This is a genomic window from Azospirillum sp. A1-3 (assembly GCF_023806445.1).
In the GTDB taxonomy this organism is placed as follows: Bacteria; Pseudomonadota; Alphaproteobacteria; order Azospirillales; family Azospirillaceae; genus Azospirillum.
On the sequence record NZ_JAMSLU010000006.1, the window covers coordinates 494,330 to 509,294 of the forward strand.

At 67.4% G+C, this 14,965-nt stretch carries 13 protein-coding genes and 2 tRNA genes; 6 read left to right on the forward strand and 9 right to left on the reverse strand.

The window, feature by feature from the left end; translation table 11 throughout:
- Positions 1 to 21: 21 nt before the first annotated feature.
- Positions 22 to 600 carry a hypothetical protein gene (locus M5E06_RS30135; RefSeq protein WP_252141384.1) on the reverse strand — a complete coding sequence of 193 codons (579 nt, stop codon included), beginning with the start codon at positions 598 to 600 and terminating at the stop codon, positions 22 to 24.
- 217 nt (positions 601 to 817) lie between these two features.
- Here M5E06_RS30135 and M5E06_RS30140 point away from each other — a divergent pair.
- The 3 genes from M5E06_RS30140 to M5E06_RS30150 all read left to right on the forward strand — a co-directional run bounded on the left by M5E06_RS30140 (position 818) and on the right by M5E06_RS30150 (position 1,911).
- A tRNA-Asn gene (locus tag M5E06_RS30140) sits at positions 818 to 893 on the forward strand.
- A gap of 4 nt (positions 894 to 897) precedes the next feature.
- Positions 898 to 974: transfer RNA gene (locus tag M5E06_RS30145), tRNA-Asp, on the forward strand.
- Positions 975 to 1,164: 190 nt separating this feature from the next.
- Positions 1,165 to 1,911: a glucose 1-dehydrogenase gene (locus M5E06_RS30150; RefSeq protein ID WP_109153936.1), complete on the forward strand. Its 747-nt coding sequence runs from the start codon at positions 1,165 to 1,167 to the stop codon at positions 1,909 to 1,911.
- 22 nt (positions 1,912 to 1,933) lie between these two features.
- Here the strand turns inward: M5E06_RS30150 and M5E06_RS30155 are convergent, their stop codons facing one another.
- Both M5E06_RS30155 and M5E06_RS30160 read right to left on the reverse strand, forming a co-directional pair.
- Positions 1,934 to 2,512 (reverse strand): DUF3306 domain-containing protein, encoded by a 579-nt coding sequence (locus tag M5E06_RS30155; protein WP_252141385.1) that lies wholly within the window; start codon positions 2,510 to 2,512, stop codon positions 1,934 to 1,936.
- On the reverse strand, positions 2,505 to 3,077 hold the full coding sequence (locus M5E06_RS30160) for a DUF3305 domain-containing protein (RefSeq protein ID WP_252141386.1): 573 nt from the start codon (positions 3,075 to 3,077) through the stop codon (positions 2,505 to 2,507). The genes M5E06_RS30155 and M5E06_RS30160 overlap by 8 nt, the downstream gene beginning before the upstream one ends.
- Before the next feature lie 140 nt (positions 3,078 to 3,217).
- Here M5E06_RS30160 and M5E06_RS30165 point away from each other — a divergent pair, with 140 nt between their 5' ends.
- A complete protein-coding gene (locus M5E06_RS30165) occupies positions 3,218 to 3,637 on the forward strand; it encodes a hypothetical protein (RefSeq protein ID WP_252141387.1) in 420 nt (139 codons plus the stop codon).
- Between the two features lie 7 nt (positions 3,638 to 3,644).
- Here the strand turns inward: M5E06_RS30165 and M5E06_RS30170 are convergent, their stop codons facing one another.
- Both M5E06_RS30170 and M5E06_RS30175 read right to left on the reverse strand, forming a co-directional pair.
- Positions 3,645 to 4,358, reverse strand: coding sequence for a phytochelatin synthase family protein (locus tag M5E06_RS30170; RefSeq protein WP_252141388.1), 714 nt, complete (start codon positions 4,356 to 4,358; stop codon positions 3,645 to 3,647).
- 341 nt (positions 4,359 to 4,699) lie between these two features.
- Entirely contained in the window at positions 4,700 to 7,852 is a 3,153-nt protein-coding gene (locus M5E06_RS30175) for a carbohydrate-binding domain-containing protein (protein WP_252141389.1), read from the reverse strand.
- A gap of 391 nt (positions 7,853 to 8,243) precedes the next feature.
- On the opposite strand from M5E06_RS30175, the gene M5E06_RS30180 reads away from it, so the two are divergent.
- Positions 8,244 to 9,425 (forward strand): AI-2E family transporter, encoded by a 1,182-nt coding sequence (locus tag M5E06_RS30180; protein ID WP_252141390.1) that lies wholly within the window; start codon positions 8,244 to 8,246, stop codon positions 9,423 to 9,425.
- Positions 9,426 to 9,583: 158 nt separating this feature from the next.
- Here M5E06_RS30180 and hppD read toward each other — a convergent pair whose 3' ends face one another.
- Positions 9,584 to 10,657 carry a 4-hydroxyphenylpyruvate dioxygenase gene (gene hppD / locus M5E06_RS30185; RefSeq protein WP_252141391.1) on the reverse strand — a complete coding sequence of 358 codons (1,074 nt, stop codon included), beginning with the start codon at positions 10,655 to 10,657 and terminating at the stop codon, positions 9,584 to 9,586.
- A 136-nt stretch (positions 10,658 to 10,793) separates the two neighbouring features.
- Between hppD and M5E06_RS30190 the strand changes: the two genes are divergently transcribed.
- On the forward strand, positions 10,794 to 11,270 hold the full coding sequence (locus M5E06_RS30190; protein WP_252141392.1) for an Lrp/AsnC family transcriptional regulator: 477 nt from the start codon (positions 10,794 to 10,796) through the stop codon (positions 11,268 to 11,270).
- A gap of 20 nt (positions 11,271 to 11,290) precedes the next feature.
- On the opposite strand, the gene M5E06_RS30195 is transcribed toward M5E06_RS30190, so the two are convergent.
- From M5E06_RS30195 to M5E06_RS30205, 3 genes are read right to left on the reverse strand one after another with little or no spacing between them, the layout of a single operon-like run.
- Positions 11,291 to 12,439, reverse strand: a complete 1,149-nt coding sequence (locus M5E06_RS30195; RefSeq protein ID WP_252141393.1) for a glycosyltransferase family 4 protein — start codon at positions 12,437 to 12,439, stop codon at positions 11,291 to 11,293.
- A 2-nt stretch (positions 12,440 to 12,441) separates the two neighbouring features.
- Positions 12,442 to 13,683, reverse strand: coding sequence for a glycosyltransferase family 4 protein (locus M5E06_RS30200; protein WP_252141394.1), 1,242 nt, complete (start codon positions 13,681 to 13,683; stop codon positions 12,442 to 12,444).
- On the reverse strand, positions 13,680 to 14,960 hold the full coding sequence (locus tag M5E06_RS30205; protein ID WP_252141395.1) for a glycosyltransferase family 4 protein: 1,281 nt from the start codon (positions 14,958 to 14,960) through the stop codon (positions 13,680 to 13,682). Before M5E06_RS30205 ends, M5E06_RS30200 begins: the two co-directional genes overlap by 4 nt.
- Positions 14,961 to 14,965: the final 5 nt, after the last annotated feature.

Here is a 14,965-nt window from a genome sequence, read left to right on the forward strand (position 1 = left end):
GCCTGCCCCTTCAGAAGCTTTTCACCGCCGCAGCGGCACTGCCCGCTTGACCAGCCGGCGATCCATGTCGGCCGCGGCCACCGTCGGCTCGCCCAGGCTGCGCATGACGAAGGCGAAGGTGTCCATCACCCGGTCCAGCACGATCTCGTTGTCGTCCGGGCGGCGGCTGACCGACACCACGGCATAGCCGGCGGCGCGCGCCACCGCCGGTTCGCCGCGCAGGCCGCGCACGCCCCAGCCGGCCAACGCATCCTTGCAGCGGAACAGCTCGGCGGCGAAGCCGCCGGCCGACTGGGTGCGCCCGACCACATAGGCGGCGGCGACCGCCAGCGGCGCCAGCAGCCCGTCCCAGTCCAGGCAATCCTCCCGACCGACCCAGACCCCGCCGACCGAGCAGGCGGCGGCGCCGATCGCCTCGCCAAGCCCGGTGCGGAACGCGCGCAGCGACTCAACCGCCTCGGCCGCCGGCATCGGTTCCACCCGGCGCCCCTCCGGCATCAGCATCAGCCGGCCCGCCCATTCCGACGAGGGCGGCAACTGTTCGGTCAGGCGCGCGAGCAGCGCCTCGCGGGCGGCGGCGAAGGGGACGACCTCGGACATCGGGGCCTGCGGCAATGGTGGGGTGGGGAGGCGAGAAGAAGCCTGAGAAGCCCCGAACTGTCAAGAGCAAGCCTGCACGTCGGCAACCCATGGCTGCGATCCGTGCGCGTTGTCACAGGCCAGGGGCGCGAAATCGGCCTCGTAGGGAAAAAATGCGGAGCTTTGCGTTTTTCCGCTTGCCAGGATTCGTCATCGGCCATATAACGCGGGCCTCCGTTCCCGGTTAGCTCAGTTGGTAGAGCAGCGGACTGTTAATCCGCTTGTCGCTGGTTCGAGTCCAGCACCGGGAGCCATCGCGCGGGTGTAGCTCAGTTGGTTAGAGCGCCGGCCTGTCACGCCGGAGGCCGCGGGTTCAAGTCCCGTCACTCGCGCCATTTTCTCCTATACCTCCCCAATTCGATGTAGCGGATGATGGCGACTGCCCCACCGGGCGGCTTCGCGCTATCATGCGTTCTTCGCCGCGTCCACGATGCGGCCGATGGCGCCGGTTCCCTGTTGAACGGAGTCCGCGCGCCGAACGGCCGCGCGCATCTCGGACCGCGAATTGCCGGGGAGGAACCGCTCATGCGTTTGTCTGACAAGGTCGCCGTCGTCACCGGCGGAGGATCGGGCTTCGGCGAGGGCATCGCCCGCCGCTTCGCCGCCGAAGGGGCTCGCGTCATCGTCGCCGATCTGGACGAGGCGGCAGCCGGCCGCGTCGCCGACAGCCTAGGCGAGACGGCGCTCGCCGTCCGCGCCGACGTCGCGGTGGGGGAGGATTACGAGGCCATCGTCTCGGCGGCGCTCGGCGAGTTCGGGCGGCTCGACATCCTGGTCAACAATGCCGGCTACACCCACCGCTACGGCTCGATGCTGGACGTGGACGAGGCCACCTTCGACCGCATCTATGCCGTCAACGTGAAGTCGATCTATCACAGCGCCATCCACGCCGTGCCGGTGTTCCGTAACCAGGGCGGCGGCGTGATCCTGAACATCGCCTCCACCGCCGGGCTGCGGCCGCGGCCGAACCTGACCTGGTACAACGGCTCCAAGGGCGCGGTCATCACCCTGACCAAGTCGATGGCGGCGGAACTGGCGGCGGACAATGTCCGCGTCTGCGCCATCGCGCCCGTGGCCGGCGAGACCGGCATGCTCCACCGCTTCATGGGCCAGGACACGCCGGAACGCCGCGAACAGTTCCGCAGCAGCATCCCGCTGGGACGCCTGTCGACGCCGTCCGACATCGCCAACGCGGCGCTGTACCTGTGCTCCGACGAGGGGAACTTCCTGACGGGCGTGTGCCTGGAGGTGGATGGCGGGCGGTGTATTTGAGGGGACGCTCTTTGCCCCCTCCCTAACCCTCCCCCGCCTTTGGCGGGAGAGGGAACTCCGCTGCTCTGGCACTTAACTCCCTCTCCCGCGTAGCGGGGGAGGGTTGGGGAGGGGGCAAGGTCGGCAAATCCTCTGCTTCAACGGATTGCTGAGCCACCACCACCTCCCCCTCACCCACCTCTTCCTCCCGCTTCTCGTCGGGCAGCACGGCGTCCAGCAGGCGGGCGATGTCGTCGGTGGGCAGCAGGGCGCCATAGCCCGGCGCGTTGTAATCCCAGTCATACTCCGCAAAACCGCGGAACCCGGCGATGACCGGATCGCTCGCCCATGCCTTTCTCAAGGCTTGGCGGCGCAACTCCGCCGGCACGTCGGGGCGGAGGAAGCCGGTGTAGTCGCTGCCGGAATCCAGACTGTCCAGCGAGGGCAGCTCCGGCGCCTCTTCCTCGACGACCGCGATCTCAGCCTCGGCCGTTTCCGCCGGCAGCATGGTGGGCGCTTCCGATACCACCGGCTCGACCGCCGGCTCCTCCGTCCGCGCCTCACGCTTCAGCCGCGACCAGCGGCCGAGGAACCCACTTTCCCCCTCCATCCGCTCAGCCATGCTGCGGACCCCCGGTGCGGCGGCGGAGCGCCAGGGCTTCCGGGTCGGCGCGGTCGCGCTTGCGCTTGTGGAAGGGGCGCTCGACATGGTGGCGGGCGACGAAGCCGTCCATCCACAGCACCAGCGGGATCGGCAGCGGCAGCGCCTCGATCACGTCGTCGCCGGCTTCGGCATGGGCATCGATCTCGCCGGGGTCGGCAGTGACGGCCAGCAGCCGGATCCCCGGCGCCGGACCGCCCGGACGCAGGATGACGTAGGCGCTGGGATTGCCGCCGTCGAGGTTGTGCTTGTAGTTCTCGGCCTCGGTCGGGAACAGGGCGATCTCGGCAGTGCCGGCGTAATGGCGCGTCCAGTCCGGCCCTTCAGCCAGCACACTCCAGTCCGGCAGGGTGGGGTCGGCCGGGACCAGCATCACCGGCTGCCAGCGCGCCTCGATCCAGGGATTGTCGACGCGCCGCCGCTCCACCACCACGCCGACGCTGCGCCGCTCGGCACGGTCGGGTGGCGAGGCCGGCGCCGTGGGGTTGGAGATGGAGGTGGGGGAAGACGGGAACTCGCTGGGCATTGTCGGTGTTCCTGATGGGCTGGGACCGGACGGCCGAAGCCGGACTCCGTCCCCGGTACAACGCGCCAATGGCCGATTGGTGCCGCCGCACGCCGTGCTCCGACCGATTCCCCGACGGTCGCCCAAAGGAAGGATGCGCCATGCGCAAGATCGCCGCCGCCCTGCTCCTGTCGGGGCTCTTGTCCGGCCTGCCGCTGCACGGTGCCGCCGCGCAGCAGGCGGATCAGCAACAACCTCAATCAGGACAAGACGGGGCGGCCCCGGTGGACTCAGGCTCGAAGGAGTCGGCCGGCGATGCCCTCGCGCGCGATGCCGGGGTTCAGAAGAGCCAGGATCCCCACCCCACGCCGCAGGGCACGAGGCCGCCCAATGCGTCCAGTTCCGCCGCGACCGGCAGCAGCGAATTGCAGCAGGCGCTCGCCGCCGTGCGCAGCGCGCCGCCCGACCTGAACGGCAACCCGGTGCCGCGTCCCAACCAGTGGGCAAGCGAGCCCGATCAGCCGAGCGAGCCGACGCGGTCGCAGAACCCCTCCGACCTGACCAGCCAGGAGGTCAAATAAACGGAGGTCAGCCGGACACCCGGCGGCTGCGGATGCGGATCAGGCCGCTGCCCTCGGGGTCGGCGCGGTCCGGCTTCAGCATGGCGTCCAGCAGCCGGGCGTCGCTGGTCCAATAGGGCACGTACCAGTTGCGGTCGGGATCCATCACCAGCGCGCGCTTCGTCGCGGCATCATAGGCGCCCAGCGGCGCGACGTGGCCGACGCCGACATCGCCGGTCAGCGTGCCCTGGTCGAAGGCCAGCAGGATGATGTCGTCGGCGCTGCGCTCGTTCCCGGCCAGGATGCGGCGCAGTTCCGCCAGCGTGGCGGGGGAGGCGTCGCGCGGGCGCCAGACCTCCACCTCGGCATCGATGTCGTAGGCGGCGAGGCTGCGGCGGACATAGTCGATCAGCTCGCCGAACGAGACGCCTTCGCCATCCTCGGCGGTGGCGGCGCGCCAATGGTCGTCGTCCAGCCGGTCGAGCAGCTGCTTGCCCGTCACCAGCCGTTCCGACGCGAGGGCGGGCAGGCCGCGCAACGCGTTCAGCATCATCGTCACGCTGGCCAGCGAGCAGGAGGCGCCGGTCATCTGCGGCACGTAATAGGGGCTGAGCGCCCAGTAATCCGGCGCTGCGGCAGTGCGGACATAGTCGCTGGCGCGGGTGATCGGCACCGCGTCCGGGCCGAATTTCGGCTTCAGCTCCTCCAGCGCCCAGGCAGTCGACGCCGTGGGCGGCGCCATGCAGGCGGTCCACAGCAGAAGGCCGCTTCCCAGGATTTTCGCCAAAGTTCCCGCGGTCCACGTCGCTTGCGTCATCGGAAAACGGTCTCGGTCCATCTGGTCTGAAAGGAAGAGGCGCCCCGATCCGTCGCCGGGGCGCGGCCTGCATATGGTGCGCTGCAGTGCGGGAGCCAAGCAGCGGAAGGTTCGAAGCGGAGTCCCACAAACGCAGTTGAGCGGAGCCCGCGCCGCCCGATCATCGAGCGAAACAGGCTCCGCCCGTGGAGCGAAACAGGCCCCGCCCATGCCACGGGTCCGGCGCGTCGAAGGCGTACCCCCGATGCGCCGTATCCGGGCCTTGGTCAGACGGCGTCCCAGAAATGCTCCAGCCCGACATGGGCGACGCCCTCGGCGCCCATCTTCGCCCAGGCGAGGTCGTGGATGCCCATGGCGAAGGCCGGCGAGGACGCCTGCAGCGAATAGTCGCCCCAATAGGCGTTGGTGAACATCGGCTTCCCGACCACGTCGTGATCGCCGTATTTGGGCACGTTGTAGACGAGGTTGTTGTCGATGACGAAGTCGTTGGCGCTCAGCAGCTCGGTATAGTCATCGAGCGGCAGGGTGCCCATGACCACGTTCTTGGTGATCGTGTTGTTGTGCGGGTCACCGGCGGTGCCGTGCACCGGCTGCCATTCGATGCGGATGAAGTCTTCCTTGTTGCTGGCGATGACCGAGAAGTTGTTGGTCACAACGTTGTTGTCGCCGCCGTGGATCTGCACCGAGGCCCAGTCGGCATCCTTGATGAAGTTGTCCTTGACGGTGATGCCGCCGGCCATGTCGTCCAGATAGATGCCGAAGCCCTTCTGGCCGTACATCCAGGTATCCTGCGCGCTGGTGGCCAGACCGTTGGCGTGCTCGATCCAGTTGCCCTGGATGACCATGCCGGTGTTGGCGCTGGACCGGCCCAGGATCTCGATGGCGCCGTCGTCGGCGGTCTCCAGCCCGGTGTAGGAGATGTGGTTGTACTGGATGACGTTGTTGTGGTTCACCGTGTTGGTGGTGCCGCCGTAATCCTTGAACGAGATGCCGTAGCGCGCGCTGTGGTCGATGTCGTTGTTGGAGATCAGGTTGTTGTCCACCCCGGTGCCGATGATGCCGGCCACCGCCTTGCGCACTTCGCCGATGTTGCTGATCGTGTTGGCATAGATGCTGTTGCCGTTGCTGCGGCCATCCATCTCGATGCCGTTCTCGGCCATGTGGTTCAGCGTGTTGTGAGCGATCTGGTTGTTGGACGATCCGGCGGTCAGCTTGATCGCCGAGCCGACGTTGAGGAAGCTGTTGTCGCTGATGTGGTTGCCGTCGGCATTGGTCAGCAGCAGGGCGTCGCCGCCGGTGGTGGTGTTCTTGAAGGTCAGCCCGTCGATGGTGACGTCGCTGGCGCCGTTCAGCTTGACCAGCGTGCCCAGCCGCGGCACCTCCACCCCGCTGGAGACGAAGCCGGAGCTGGCCGCCTTGTAGAGCAGCTTGCCGTCGGTCGACCGCCACGCGAACTCGCCCGCCTGATCGACGTAGGAGGCGTTGTTCAGCAGCTTGTAGGTGGTGCCTTCCGCGAAGGGCAGGGAGGCGCCGTTCTTCAGCATGATGGTGCGGGTGGAGGCGTTGAAGCTGGCGATGCTGGTCAGCGTGTCACCCAGCCGTTCGGCGTCCATCACCTGGATCAGCGTGTTCGGCTGGATGTCGGCGCTGGTCACCTCGGTGCCGTGGGAGCGGATGTACCAGCCGCTCGGACCCCCCGAGGCCGCATCGGCGAAATGCCAGCCGCTGGTGACGTCGGCGGCGTCATAGGCGTACTTCTCCGCCAGATGCTGGCGGACGTCGCCGACGATCAGGTCGAGGTTGCTGGCGCTGGCGAGCTTGGCCGAATAGAGGCCGTTGCCCTCGCTGGTGAAGCTCTTCACCACCTCGCCGCCGCTCAGCACCGGCTTCTCGCCGGGATAGTTCTGGAAGCTGTGGCCGTTGTCGAGCGAGGTCAGCTCCAGCGTCTTGGTCAGGTGATAGGTGCCCTCACGGACATAGGTGGTGTCGATGGTCGAGCTGGACCGCATGGCGGCCTGCGCCTTCTCCAGGCTGGCGAAGGGACCGTCGGTGCCGTCGGCGTTCGGGGCCGCCAGCTTGCCGGACCAGCTATCCTTGCCGTTGGCGGCGACATAGAAGGCCGGCTTGGTCGGAGCGGTCGGCACGGGCGTCTGGTTGATCGGGGCGTCGCCGAACAGATCGGCGCCGGCCTTGACGTTCAGGGCGCCGCCCCAATAGAGCCCTTCCTGGCCCTTGACCACGTCCTTGCCGTCGACCACGCCCTTGTCATAGGTGACGATGCTGTCGGTGGCGGCGACGGTGTGGCCGTTGATGGCGACCGACTTGACGAACAGGTTGCGGTCGACGCCGTTCACGGTGGCGTCGTTGTCGTACCAGACCTGGACGGTGTGGGCCTTGGTCGGGTCGATGTTTGCGGTGAATTTGTAGGCGGCGGTGGTGGCGGCGGCCTTGGCGTCGCCGATCACCTGCCCGTCGACCAGCAGCTTGAAATGCGCCGCCTGTCCGCCGGCCGAAGTGCCGTAGGCGTTGACGACGATGTCCACCGCCTTGCTCGGCGGCGGCGGGGGCGGGGGAACATAGGCGCCGCCGAAATACTCCTCCGGCACACCGAAGGTCAGGGCGCCGCCCCAATAGAGGGCCTCCTGGCCGCCGACGACATATTTGCCGTCCACCGGGCCCTTATCGTAGGACGCCATGCTGGAGGTCGAGGCGATGGTCTGGCCGTCGATGTTGATCGACTTGACGAACAGGTTGCGGTCGATGCCGTTCACGGTGGCGTCGTTGTCGTACCAGACCTGGATTTTGTGGGCCTCGTTCGGGTCCACCTTGGCGGTGAAGGTGTAGTCGGTGGCCGAGGTCGCGCTGACCCAGGCGTCGCCCACCACCTGATCGTCCACCAGCAGCTTGAAGTGCGGGGCCTGCCCGCCGGCACTGATGCCATAGGCCTTGACCTTGATGGTCGTGGTCATGCTGGCGGCGGTCTCCGCATCCGGGGAGGTGGCGGCGGACGAGAACAGCGTGGCGGGCAGCGGCACGTTCAGCGCGCCCGGCCAGTACATCTCCGTCTGTCCGCCGATGACGTTCAGGCCGTCGATTTTGCCGGTGTCGTATTTGACCGACGGATCGATCGACAGGATGGTGCTGTCGTTCACCTCGAACGACTTGACGAACAGGTTGCGGTCCACGCCGTTAACCGTGTCGTCGTTGTCATAGACCAGCTGCAGCGCGTGCGCCTTGTCGGCCGGCACGTTGGCGGTAAAGACGTAACGCGACTGGGTGGCGGAGGAGACGGTGGCCTCACCGATGCTGGTGCCATCCAGAAGCAGTTGAAAATGCGGCCATTTTCCATCGGCGGGCGTGCCCCAGGCATTGACCGCGAAGGTGACCTGGATCGTGCCGTCGGTGTTGGTGGTAGCCATTTTGGAACTCCGCTTTATGGGTATCGCCTTGTTCCGCAGGCTCGTTCGTTAGCCTTAATCGGGTACTAACACTTATGGTTAGGAAATTATGAATGAGGGGGTTTTCCGTGGCAGGATTGAGACAAAAAAGGGATATCGTCCCTCGGCCATGAATCAGTCAAAAATGGAACTTTGATGATGCTGCGAAGGCGCAGCTAACAGACCGGCAGATTTTTCCCACTTAACTTGAGCTTGGCCGTTTCTGTTCGACCGAGCTGTTGCGAAATAAGCTCAATTGCCGACCTTTTTTGATTCTTTGACTTGGCTTTTCCGAGTTATCCGTGGCGGGAACGCCCATGGAGTGAATGGAACCGAATGCCCCCGTGGCGCGTCTAGAACGAGCATCCCGACGATGCGGAGCGAAGCGGCGGAGGCGGCGGGCGTGGACGGCGGAACGGACGGCGGGCGGTGGGATGACGGCCGGGAACCGGGAGGAGGACGGGGCGGGACGCGCATCGACCGCGTCAATCTCGCCCTCTGGCTGCTGGGCGTGCTGGCTGCGGCGGCATCGCTCTGGGTGCTGCAGGCGGCGGCGTCCATCCTGATCCCGCTGGTCTCGGCCTTCTTCGTCGCGATCGCGGTAGCGCCGGTCGGCCGCTGGGTGCGCGGGCGGGTGTCGCGCCGCCTATCCTGGCTGGGGCTGACCGCGTCGATGCTGCTGATCCTGGTCATCCTCGCCGCCTTCTTCGGCAGCATGGCCCTGGTAACGCAGCGGGTGGCGGAGGATTTCCCGCAATATGCCGAAGCGCTGGGCAAGCTGTGGGCCAAGGCGAACCACTGGTTCCAGGGCGCCAAGGCCGACCTGACGGCGCAAGGCGGCCAAGGGGTGGGGCAGGGCGGCGAGGTGCCGGTCGATCCGATCACCGGATTCGCCAAGACCGCCCTGTCCTCCGCCGGACAGACGATCTCGACCTTGGTGCTGACCGTTTTCCTGTCGCTGCTGATGCAGTTGGAGGCGCCGGTCTGGCGGGAGAAAATCGTCATCACCCTGGGCCGCGAGCGCTGCCGCATGGCGGTGGAGGCGGTGGCCGCAATCGCCCAGCAGTTCCGCCGCTATCTGGTGGTCAGCAGCGTGCTGGGGCTGATCACCGGCGCGCTCTATATCGGCTGGCTGTCGCTGTTCGGCGTCGATCTGGTTCTGCTGTGGGGCTTCCTGGCCTTCCTGCTGAACTATGTGCCGGTGGTGGGGTCGGTGGTGGCCGGCGCGCTGCCCGTGCTGCTGGTCGTGGCGACGCAGGATGCCGGCACCGCGATGGCCGTCGCCGCCGGCCTGCTGGTGATCGAGCAGGTGATGGGCAACTTCGTGGCTCCGCACATGCAGGGCAAGCAGCTGGCCATCTCGCCCTTGGTGGTGATGATCGCGCTTCTGCTGTGGAGCTGGCTGTGGGGAGCCGCCGGCGCACTGCTGGCCGCGCCGATGGCGGTGCTGATCGCCATCACCCTGAACCACGCCGACGCCCTGCGGCCCTTCGCCATCTTCATGAGCGACAAGAGCGACCGCGAACGCTTCGACGCCCACACGCATCCGGAGTGAAGGGCGCGGCGTGAAGGGGGCGGTGCCATATTGCAGCGCACAATAAACACATAAGCAGAATTATGGAAAGATATTGAGCGGGCTATCCTGACATGCGAATGCCGCTCGGCCTTGCGACCGGACGGCGTTCGGAACCTGCCTGCAAAAGCGCCTGAGGATCAGGCGGCGTTCTCGCTCAAGACGCCGCGGCGGATCTGGTCGAGTTCGATGGATTCGAACAGCGCCTTGAAGTTGCCCTCGCCGAAGCCCTCGTTGCCGATGCGCTGGATGATCTCGAAGAAGATCGGGCCGATGACGTTCTGGGTGAAGATCTGCAGCAGCAGGCCCTGGCCCTCGGTCGGGGCGCCGTCGACCAGGATGCGGTTGGCCTGCAGGCGCTTCAGGTCCTGGTTGTGGCCGGGCACGCGGCTGTCGACACGCTCGTAATAGGTGTCGGGCGTGTCCTGGAACGGGGTGCCCATGCCGCGCATCGTCTCCACGGTGTGGACGATGTCGTTGGTGCCGAGCGCCACGTGCTGGATGCCCTCGCCCTTGTAGTCGCGCAGATATTCGACGATCTGCGACTTGTTGTCGGCGGATTCGTTGATCGGGATGCGGATCTTGCCGCAGGGGCTGGTCATCGCCTTCGACCGCAGGCCGGTCAGCTTGCCTTCGATGTCGAAGTAACGAATCTCGCGGAAGCCGAACAGGCGGGTGTAGAAGTCGGCCCACTCCTCCATGCGCCCGGTGTGGACGTTGTGGGTCAGGTGGTCGATGTAGGTCAGGCCGGCGCCCTTCGGATGCTGGTCAACCCCCGGCAGCGGCACGAAATCGACCTCATAGATGCTGCCGCGCTCGCCATAGCGGTCGACGAGGTAGATCAGCGAATCGCCGATGCCCTTGATGGCGGGGATGTTCAGCTCCATCGCGCCGACGCGGTTCTCGATCCCCCAGGCGCCGAGATCGACGGCCCGGCGGTAGGCGAAGGCGGCGTCGGCGACGCGGAAGGCGATGGCGCAGATCGACGGGCCATGCTGGGCGGCGAAGTTGCGCGGGAATCCCGACGGCTCGGCATTGACGATGAAGTTCACGTCGCCCTGGCGGTAGAGCGTGACGTCCTTCGACCGGTGGCGGGCGATGGCGGTGAAGCCCAGCTGCTCGAACAGGCGGCCCAGCGCCACCGTGTCCGGCGCGGTGAATTCGATGAACTCGAATCCGTCGGTCTTCATCGGGTTTTCCCACATGTCGGCCATGATCGTCTCTCCCTTGGTTTATTGTGCGATCAGTATGCCGGACAGTCCGTGGAAATAGCTTTCAAAGTGAGGCGGGTACACCTATGATTTTGGCTGGATTTTCCGCCTGCTCCTATCATCTCGGAGAAATTTGCCGTTGTCCGCCGCCCTATCGGAAATCGACGTCAAAATCCTGGTCGCATTGCAGGAGGATTCGCGCCTGACAGTGCAGGAGCTGGCCGACCGGGTCGGGACCTCGCCGTCCTCCTGCTGGCGCCGTCTGAAGTCGCTGGAGGAAACCGGGGTGATCCGCCGCTATACGGCGCTGGTCGATCCAAAGGCGGCATCGGTCGGCGAGTGCGTCTTCGCCCATGTGACGCTGGACCACCATTCGGCCGAGACCGCAGCCCTCTTCATCGACGCGGTGCGCAAGCGGCCGGAGGTGCTGGAATGCTATGCGGTGTCGGGGGATGCAGATTATCTGCTGCGGGTCGCGGTGCGGGCCATCGCCGATTACAACCGCTTCCTGGAGGAGTTCGTCTTCCAGCTGCCCTTCCAGGTCCGCATCCGCTCCAACTTCGCCCTGAAGGAAATCAAGTTCGAGACGGCTCTGCCGCTGGGGGGCGGGGCGTAGCTCCCCCCTGCTTCCCTCCCCTACCCCGCCACACGGCGCTTGGCCGGCACGGCCGCCGCCGCTGCTGCCGGATGCGGACCGGCGATGCGGTCGAGCAGCAGGTCCAGGCCGGTGCGGCTGGTCTCGTAGGCGACCCTCGCGCGGGTCAGCGTCTGGGCCGAGGCGGCGGCAAGCGCCTCGCGGTCGTCGGCCCAGGCCGCCAGGATCGGCAGCGCCGCCTTCACGAAGTCGGTGTTCTGGGGCACCAGCCCGTCGGCCGGAATGTCGGAGCCGATGCAGCCGCGCTCATAGGCCAGCACCGGCACGCCGGCGGCCATCGCTTCGAACAGCACCAGCGGCTGCGCTTCGTTGCGGTACTGGGTGGGGAAGACGAAGACGTCGATGTCGCGGTAGAAGGCCTCCTTGGCCTCGCCATGGACCGGGCCGTGATACTCCACCGCCCCGTCGAAGGCCATCAGCCCGGCGGCGACCATCGCATTGTCCCTCGGCTTCAGCCCCGGTCCGGCCAGCACCAGCTTGGCGTCCACCCCATCCAACTGCAGAGCGCGCAGCAGGGCGAACAGCGTGTCCAGCCCCTTCTCGCCGCACAGGTTCGACAGGTGGCCGATGCGCAGGGGGCCGTCACGCCGCGGACGCGGGGCCGCGCCGGGCGTGGAGAAGATGGCGTTCGACATGGTCATGCAGGTGCGCGCCGCCGGATAGACCGACTGGAAGCGCATCTGCATCGCCGGGCACAGCAGCACATGGGTGCAGCCGGCGCCGGCCACCCGGGTCAGCAGCCGCATCCGCCAGGTCGGTTTGCTGATGGTGGCGAAGGAGTGATGGTGCAGCACCTGCTCGTAGCCGAACAGCCGCGCGGTCCCGGCGAGCGCCGCGGTGTAGAGCGTGCCCCAGCCGGAATCCACCGGCATGTAGAAGCGGCGGTCCGGCTTGCGCAGCCCGGCGGCGAGCCGGCCCATGGCGCCGAACACCCGTGTCATCTTGCGCAGATGGTAGGCGACGCCGCCGCCGTTCCAACCGGGCGACAGGTCGGCGACCTCCACGCGGCCGCGCCCCCGCATGCGGTCCTGCAGACGCTCCAGCACCAGGGCCGTCACCCGGCTCATCCCGTCCACCGGAGGCGGCAGGCGCCCGGAGACGACCACATGGGTGCGCGCGTTCCGTTCCATCGTCAACTCCCGGTCAATGCCGCTCCGGTCGACCGGCCATGCTGGCCACCCTCCGGATCGGCGGAATAGTCGGACACATAGTCCGTGTCCGCGCTGCGCTCCGCCCTGGGGCCGCCCAGCGCCACCACTGCCTTCTCCACCGACTGGGCGAAGAAGCTGGCGTCGGCCAACGCCTGGAAGGGCCGGCCGTTCAGGCTCAGCCGGCGCCACTCGTCCTCGTCCGCCGCGACCGACAGCATGTAGCGCGCCAGCCCCTCCGGGTTGTCCGGCTCCACGATGTGGCCGTTCAGCCCGCTGCGGATCAGCACGTCGCGCGCGCCGCACTGGTCGGACAGGATGGTCGGCACACCCATGGCCAAAGCCTCGTTCACCACCAGACCGAACTGCTCCTCCAGCGACGGCAGAAGCAGGCAGAGCGTCGATCCCAGCGTCTCGGCGATCCCCTTCTCCTGCAGGAAGCCGCGGAAGATGATCGACCCGTCCAGCCCGCGCCGCGTCACCTCGGCCCGCAACTCCGCCTCCAGCGGACCGGAGCCGCAGAGGTGGAGCGGACGGGCGGCCGGACCGGCCAACTTCCGGTAAATGTCGTAGGCTTCGACCGCCCGGAACAAGTTCTTCTTCGGGACGAAGCGCGCGATGATGGTGAAGTGGCGGTCGGCGAAGGGTACTCCCCCAGGGGCCGGCTCCATCCCGGACAGTCGTCGGATGCGGTCCAGCGACAGCGTGTCATACCCGATATAGAGCCGATCCTTCGGGAGTCCCAACAGGCGGAAGTAATCCACCGTGCGGTGACTTCCGCCGATCCCCGCCTGATAGGGGGAGTAGAAGACGCTCTTGACCATCTCCCGCCACAGGATGCGCGGCTTGTCGTCGTATTTGGAGGCGTTCATGTTGATGACCTTGCGGCCCATCAGCCGCATGGTCAGGGCGAGCGCGAAGACGTCCGGATCCTCGTAATGGCACAGGAAGACATAGCGGGCGTCGACGCGCCGGCATTCACGCAGCAGGGCGCGGTACACCGTGGCCGTCGACAGATCCGCCTTCGACTGGCCGGGAAACAGGGTGATCTTGCGGAAATTCTGCCCCGATCCGGTCGAATCCCAGGCGTAGGTGTGCGATTTCGACCCGACCTCCAACCCGATCACGTCATAGACATGACCCAGCCGGCGGCCGACCGCTTCCAGCCGGTCCATGTGGTAAGGGCCGAACATCTCCCAGCTGAAGACCAGCGCGGGCTTCTTCATGCTGCCTCTCCCAACAGAAGGCGGGCGTAGCGGTCGAGCGCCACGGCGCGGGTGGCGTTCGCCTCCACCCAGGCACGGCCGCGGCGTCCCATGGCGGTGGCGCGGGCGGGGTCGGACAGCAGGGCTGCCACCGCTTCGGCCATGGCGCGCGGTTCCTCCGGCGGGGTGCACAGGAAGGCACCGACCTGCGCCTCCAGCGTGGCGAGCGCCGATCCGGGCAGGCAGGTGCTGACGAAGGGCCGGCCGGCGGCGAGGATGGTCACCGCCTTGCCGGGCATGGCGAAGGCCGCCCCTTCCGGCCGCTGGGGCACGAGATGGACGTCGCCCTCCGCCATTGCTTCGTTCAGCTGGTCCTTCGGTGCCAGCGGCTGGAAGATCACGTTGCTGAGGCCCATGGCGCGGGCGCGCGACTTCAGCTCCTCCTCCAGGCCGCCCTGCCCGCGCATCTTGATGCGGGCCTGCGGCATCAGCTCCGCCAGATGGCCGGCCATGTCCAGCACCTGCTCCAGCCCCTGCTTGCGGGCGAAGGCGCCGCTGTACAGCGCTGTCGGCGGCTGGTCGCGGCGCGGCAGCGGATAGACCGCGTCGGCATCGACATGGGGCGGGATCACATGGATCGGCCGGGTGACGCCCAGCTCCTCCAGCACGCCGCGCATCGGTTCCGACAGCACGACGATGGCGTCGGCGCGGTTCAGCGCCCGGCGCTCCATGGCGCGGATCGCCTTGACAGCCGCCTTGCCGCCCATGCCCAGCGCACCGGCAAGGCCGGACTGAATGTCGTGGACGATGGCGACGTGGCGCCCGCCCGGCGCCTTGAAGCGGTCGGCGATGCCCACCGACAGGATCGACGGGCAGAGCGAAAGCACGGCGCTGTGCCGCCCGACCCGGCCGCGGGCACGGGCGGCGGCGAAGCCGGCATGCAGCACGCCTTCGTGGATCAGCCGGGCCTTCATGCCGCCGCCGGCCGGCGGAATGGTGTGCAGCCGCTCGACCAGCACCCCGTCCACCGTCTTGCTGTCCTGCGACCCGTCGGCGTAGCCGTCATAGACCTTGTTGCCGGGATAGTTGGGACGCGCGGTCAGCACGGTCGTTTCGGCCCCGGCCGCCGCGAAGGCGGTGGCGAGGTCGGTCATCATCGGCGCACTGCCGGCCGGTTCCGGCCAATAGCTCTGCGCCACGAGCAGCAGCTCTTCCGGCACGGGCACGTCCGTCAGGGAAAGCGAGCTGGACGGCCGGTCGAAGACCGGCGGCCGCAGATGGATGGAATCGTCCGGCATCGGGC

Coding starts and splice junctions, on each gene's coding strand:
- M5E06_RS30135 (WP_252141384.1), bottom strand. CDS start 600: ATGTCCGAGGTCGTCCCCTTCGCCGCCGCCCGCGAGGCGCTGCTCGCG.
- M5E06_RS30150 (WP_109153936.1), top strand. CDS start 1,165: ATGCGTTTGTCTGACAAGGTCGCCGTCGTCACCGGCGGAGGATCGGGC.
- M5E06_RS30155 (WP_252141385.1), bottom strand. CDS start 2,512: ATGGCTGAGCGGATGGAGGGGGAAAGTGGGTTCCTCGGCCGCTGGTCG.
- M5E06_RS30160 (WP_252141386.1), bottom strand. CDS start 3,077: ATGCCCAGCGAGTTCCCGTCTTCCCCCACCTCCATCTCCAACCCCACG.
- M5E06_RS30165 (WP_252141387.1), top strand. CDS start 3,218: ATGCGCAAGATCGCCGCCGCCCTGCTCCTGTCGGGGCTCTTGTCCGGC.
- M5E06_RS30170 (WP_252141388.1), bottom strand. CDS start 4,358: ATGGCGCCGCCCACGGCGTCGACTGCCTGGGCGCTGGAGGAGCTGAAG.
- M5E06_RS30175 (WP_252141389.1), bottom strand. CDS start 7,852: ATGGCTACCACCAACACCGACGGCACGATCCAGGTCACCTTCGCGGTC.
- M5E06_RS30180 (WP_252141390.1), top strand. CDS start 8,244: ATGCGGAGCGAAGCGGCGGAGGCGGCGGGCGTGGACGGCGGAACGGAC.
- hppD (WP_252141391.1), bottom strand. CDS start 10,657: ATGGCCGACATGTGGGAAAACCCGATGAAGACCGACGGATTCGAGTTC.
- M5E06_RS30195 (WP_252141393.1), bottom strand. CDS start 12,439: ATGGAACGGAACGCGCGCACCCATGTGGTCGTCTCCGGGCGCCTGCCG.
- M5E06_RS30200 (WP_252141394.1), bottom strand. CDS start 13,683: ATGAAGAAGCCCGCGCTGGTCTTCAGCTGGGAGATGTTCGGCCCTTAC.
- M5E06_RS30205 (WP_252141395.1), bottom strand. CDS start 14,960: ATGCCGGACGATTCCATCCATCTGCGGCCGCCGGTCTTCGACCGGCCG.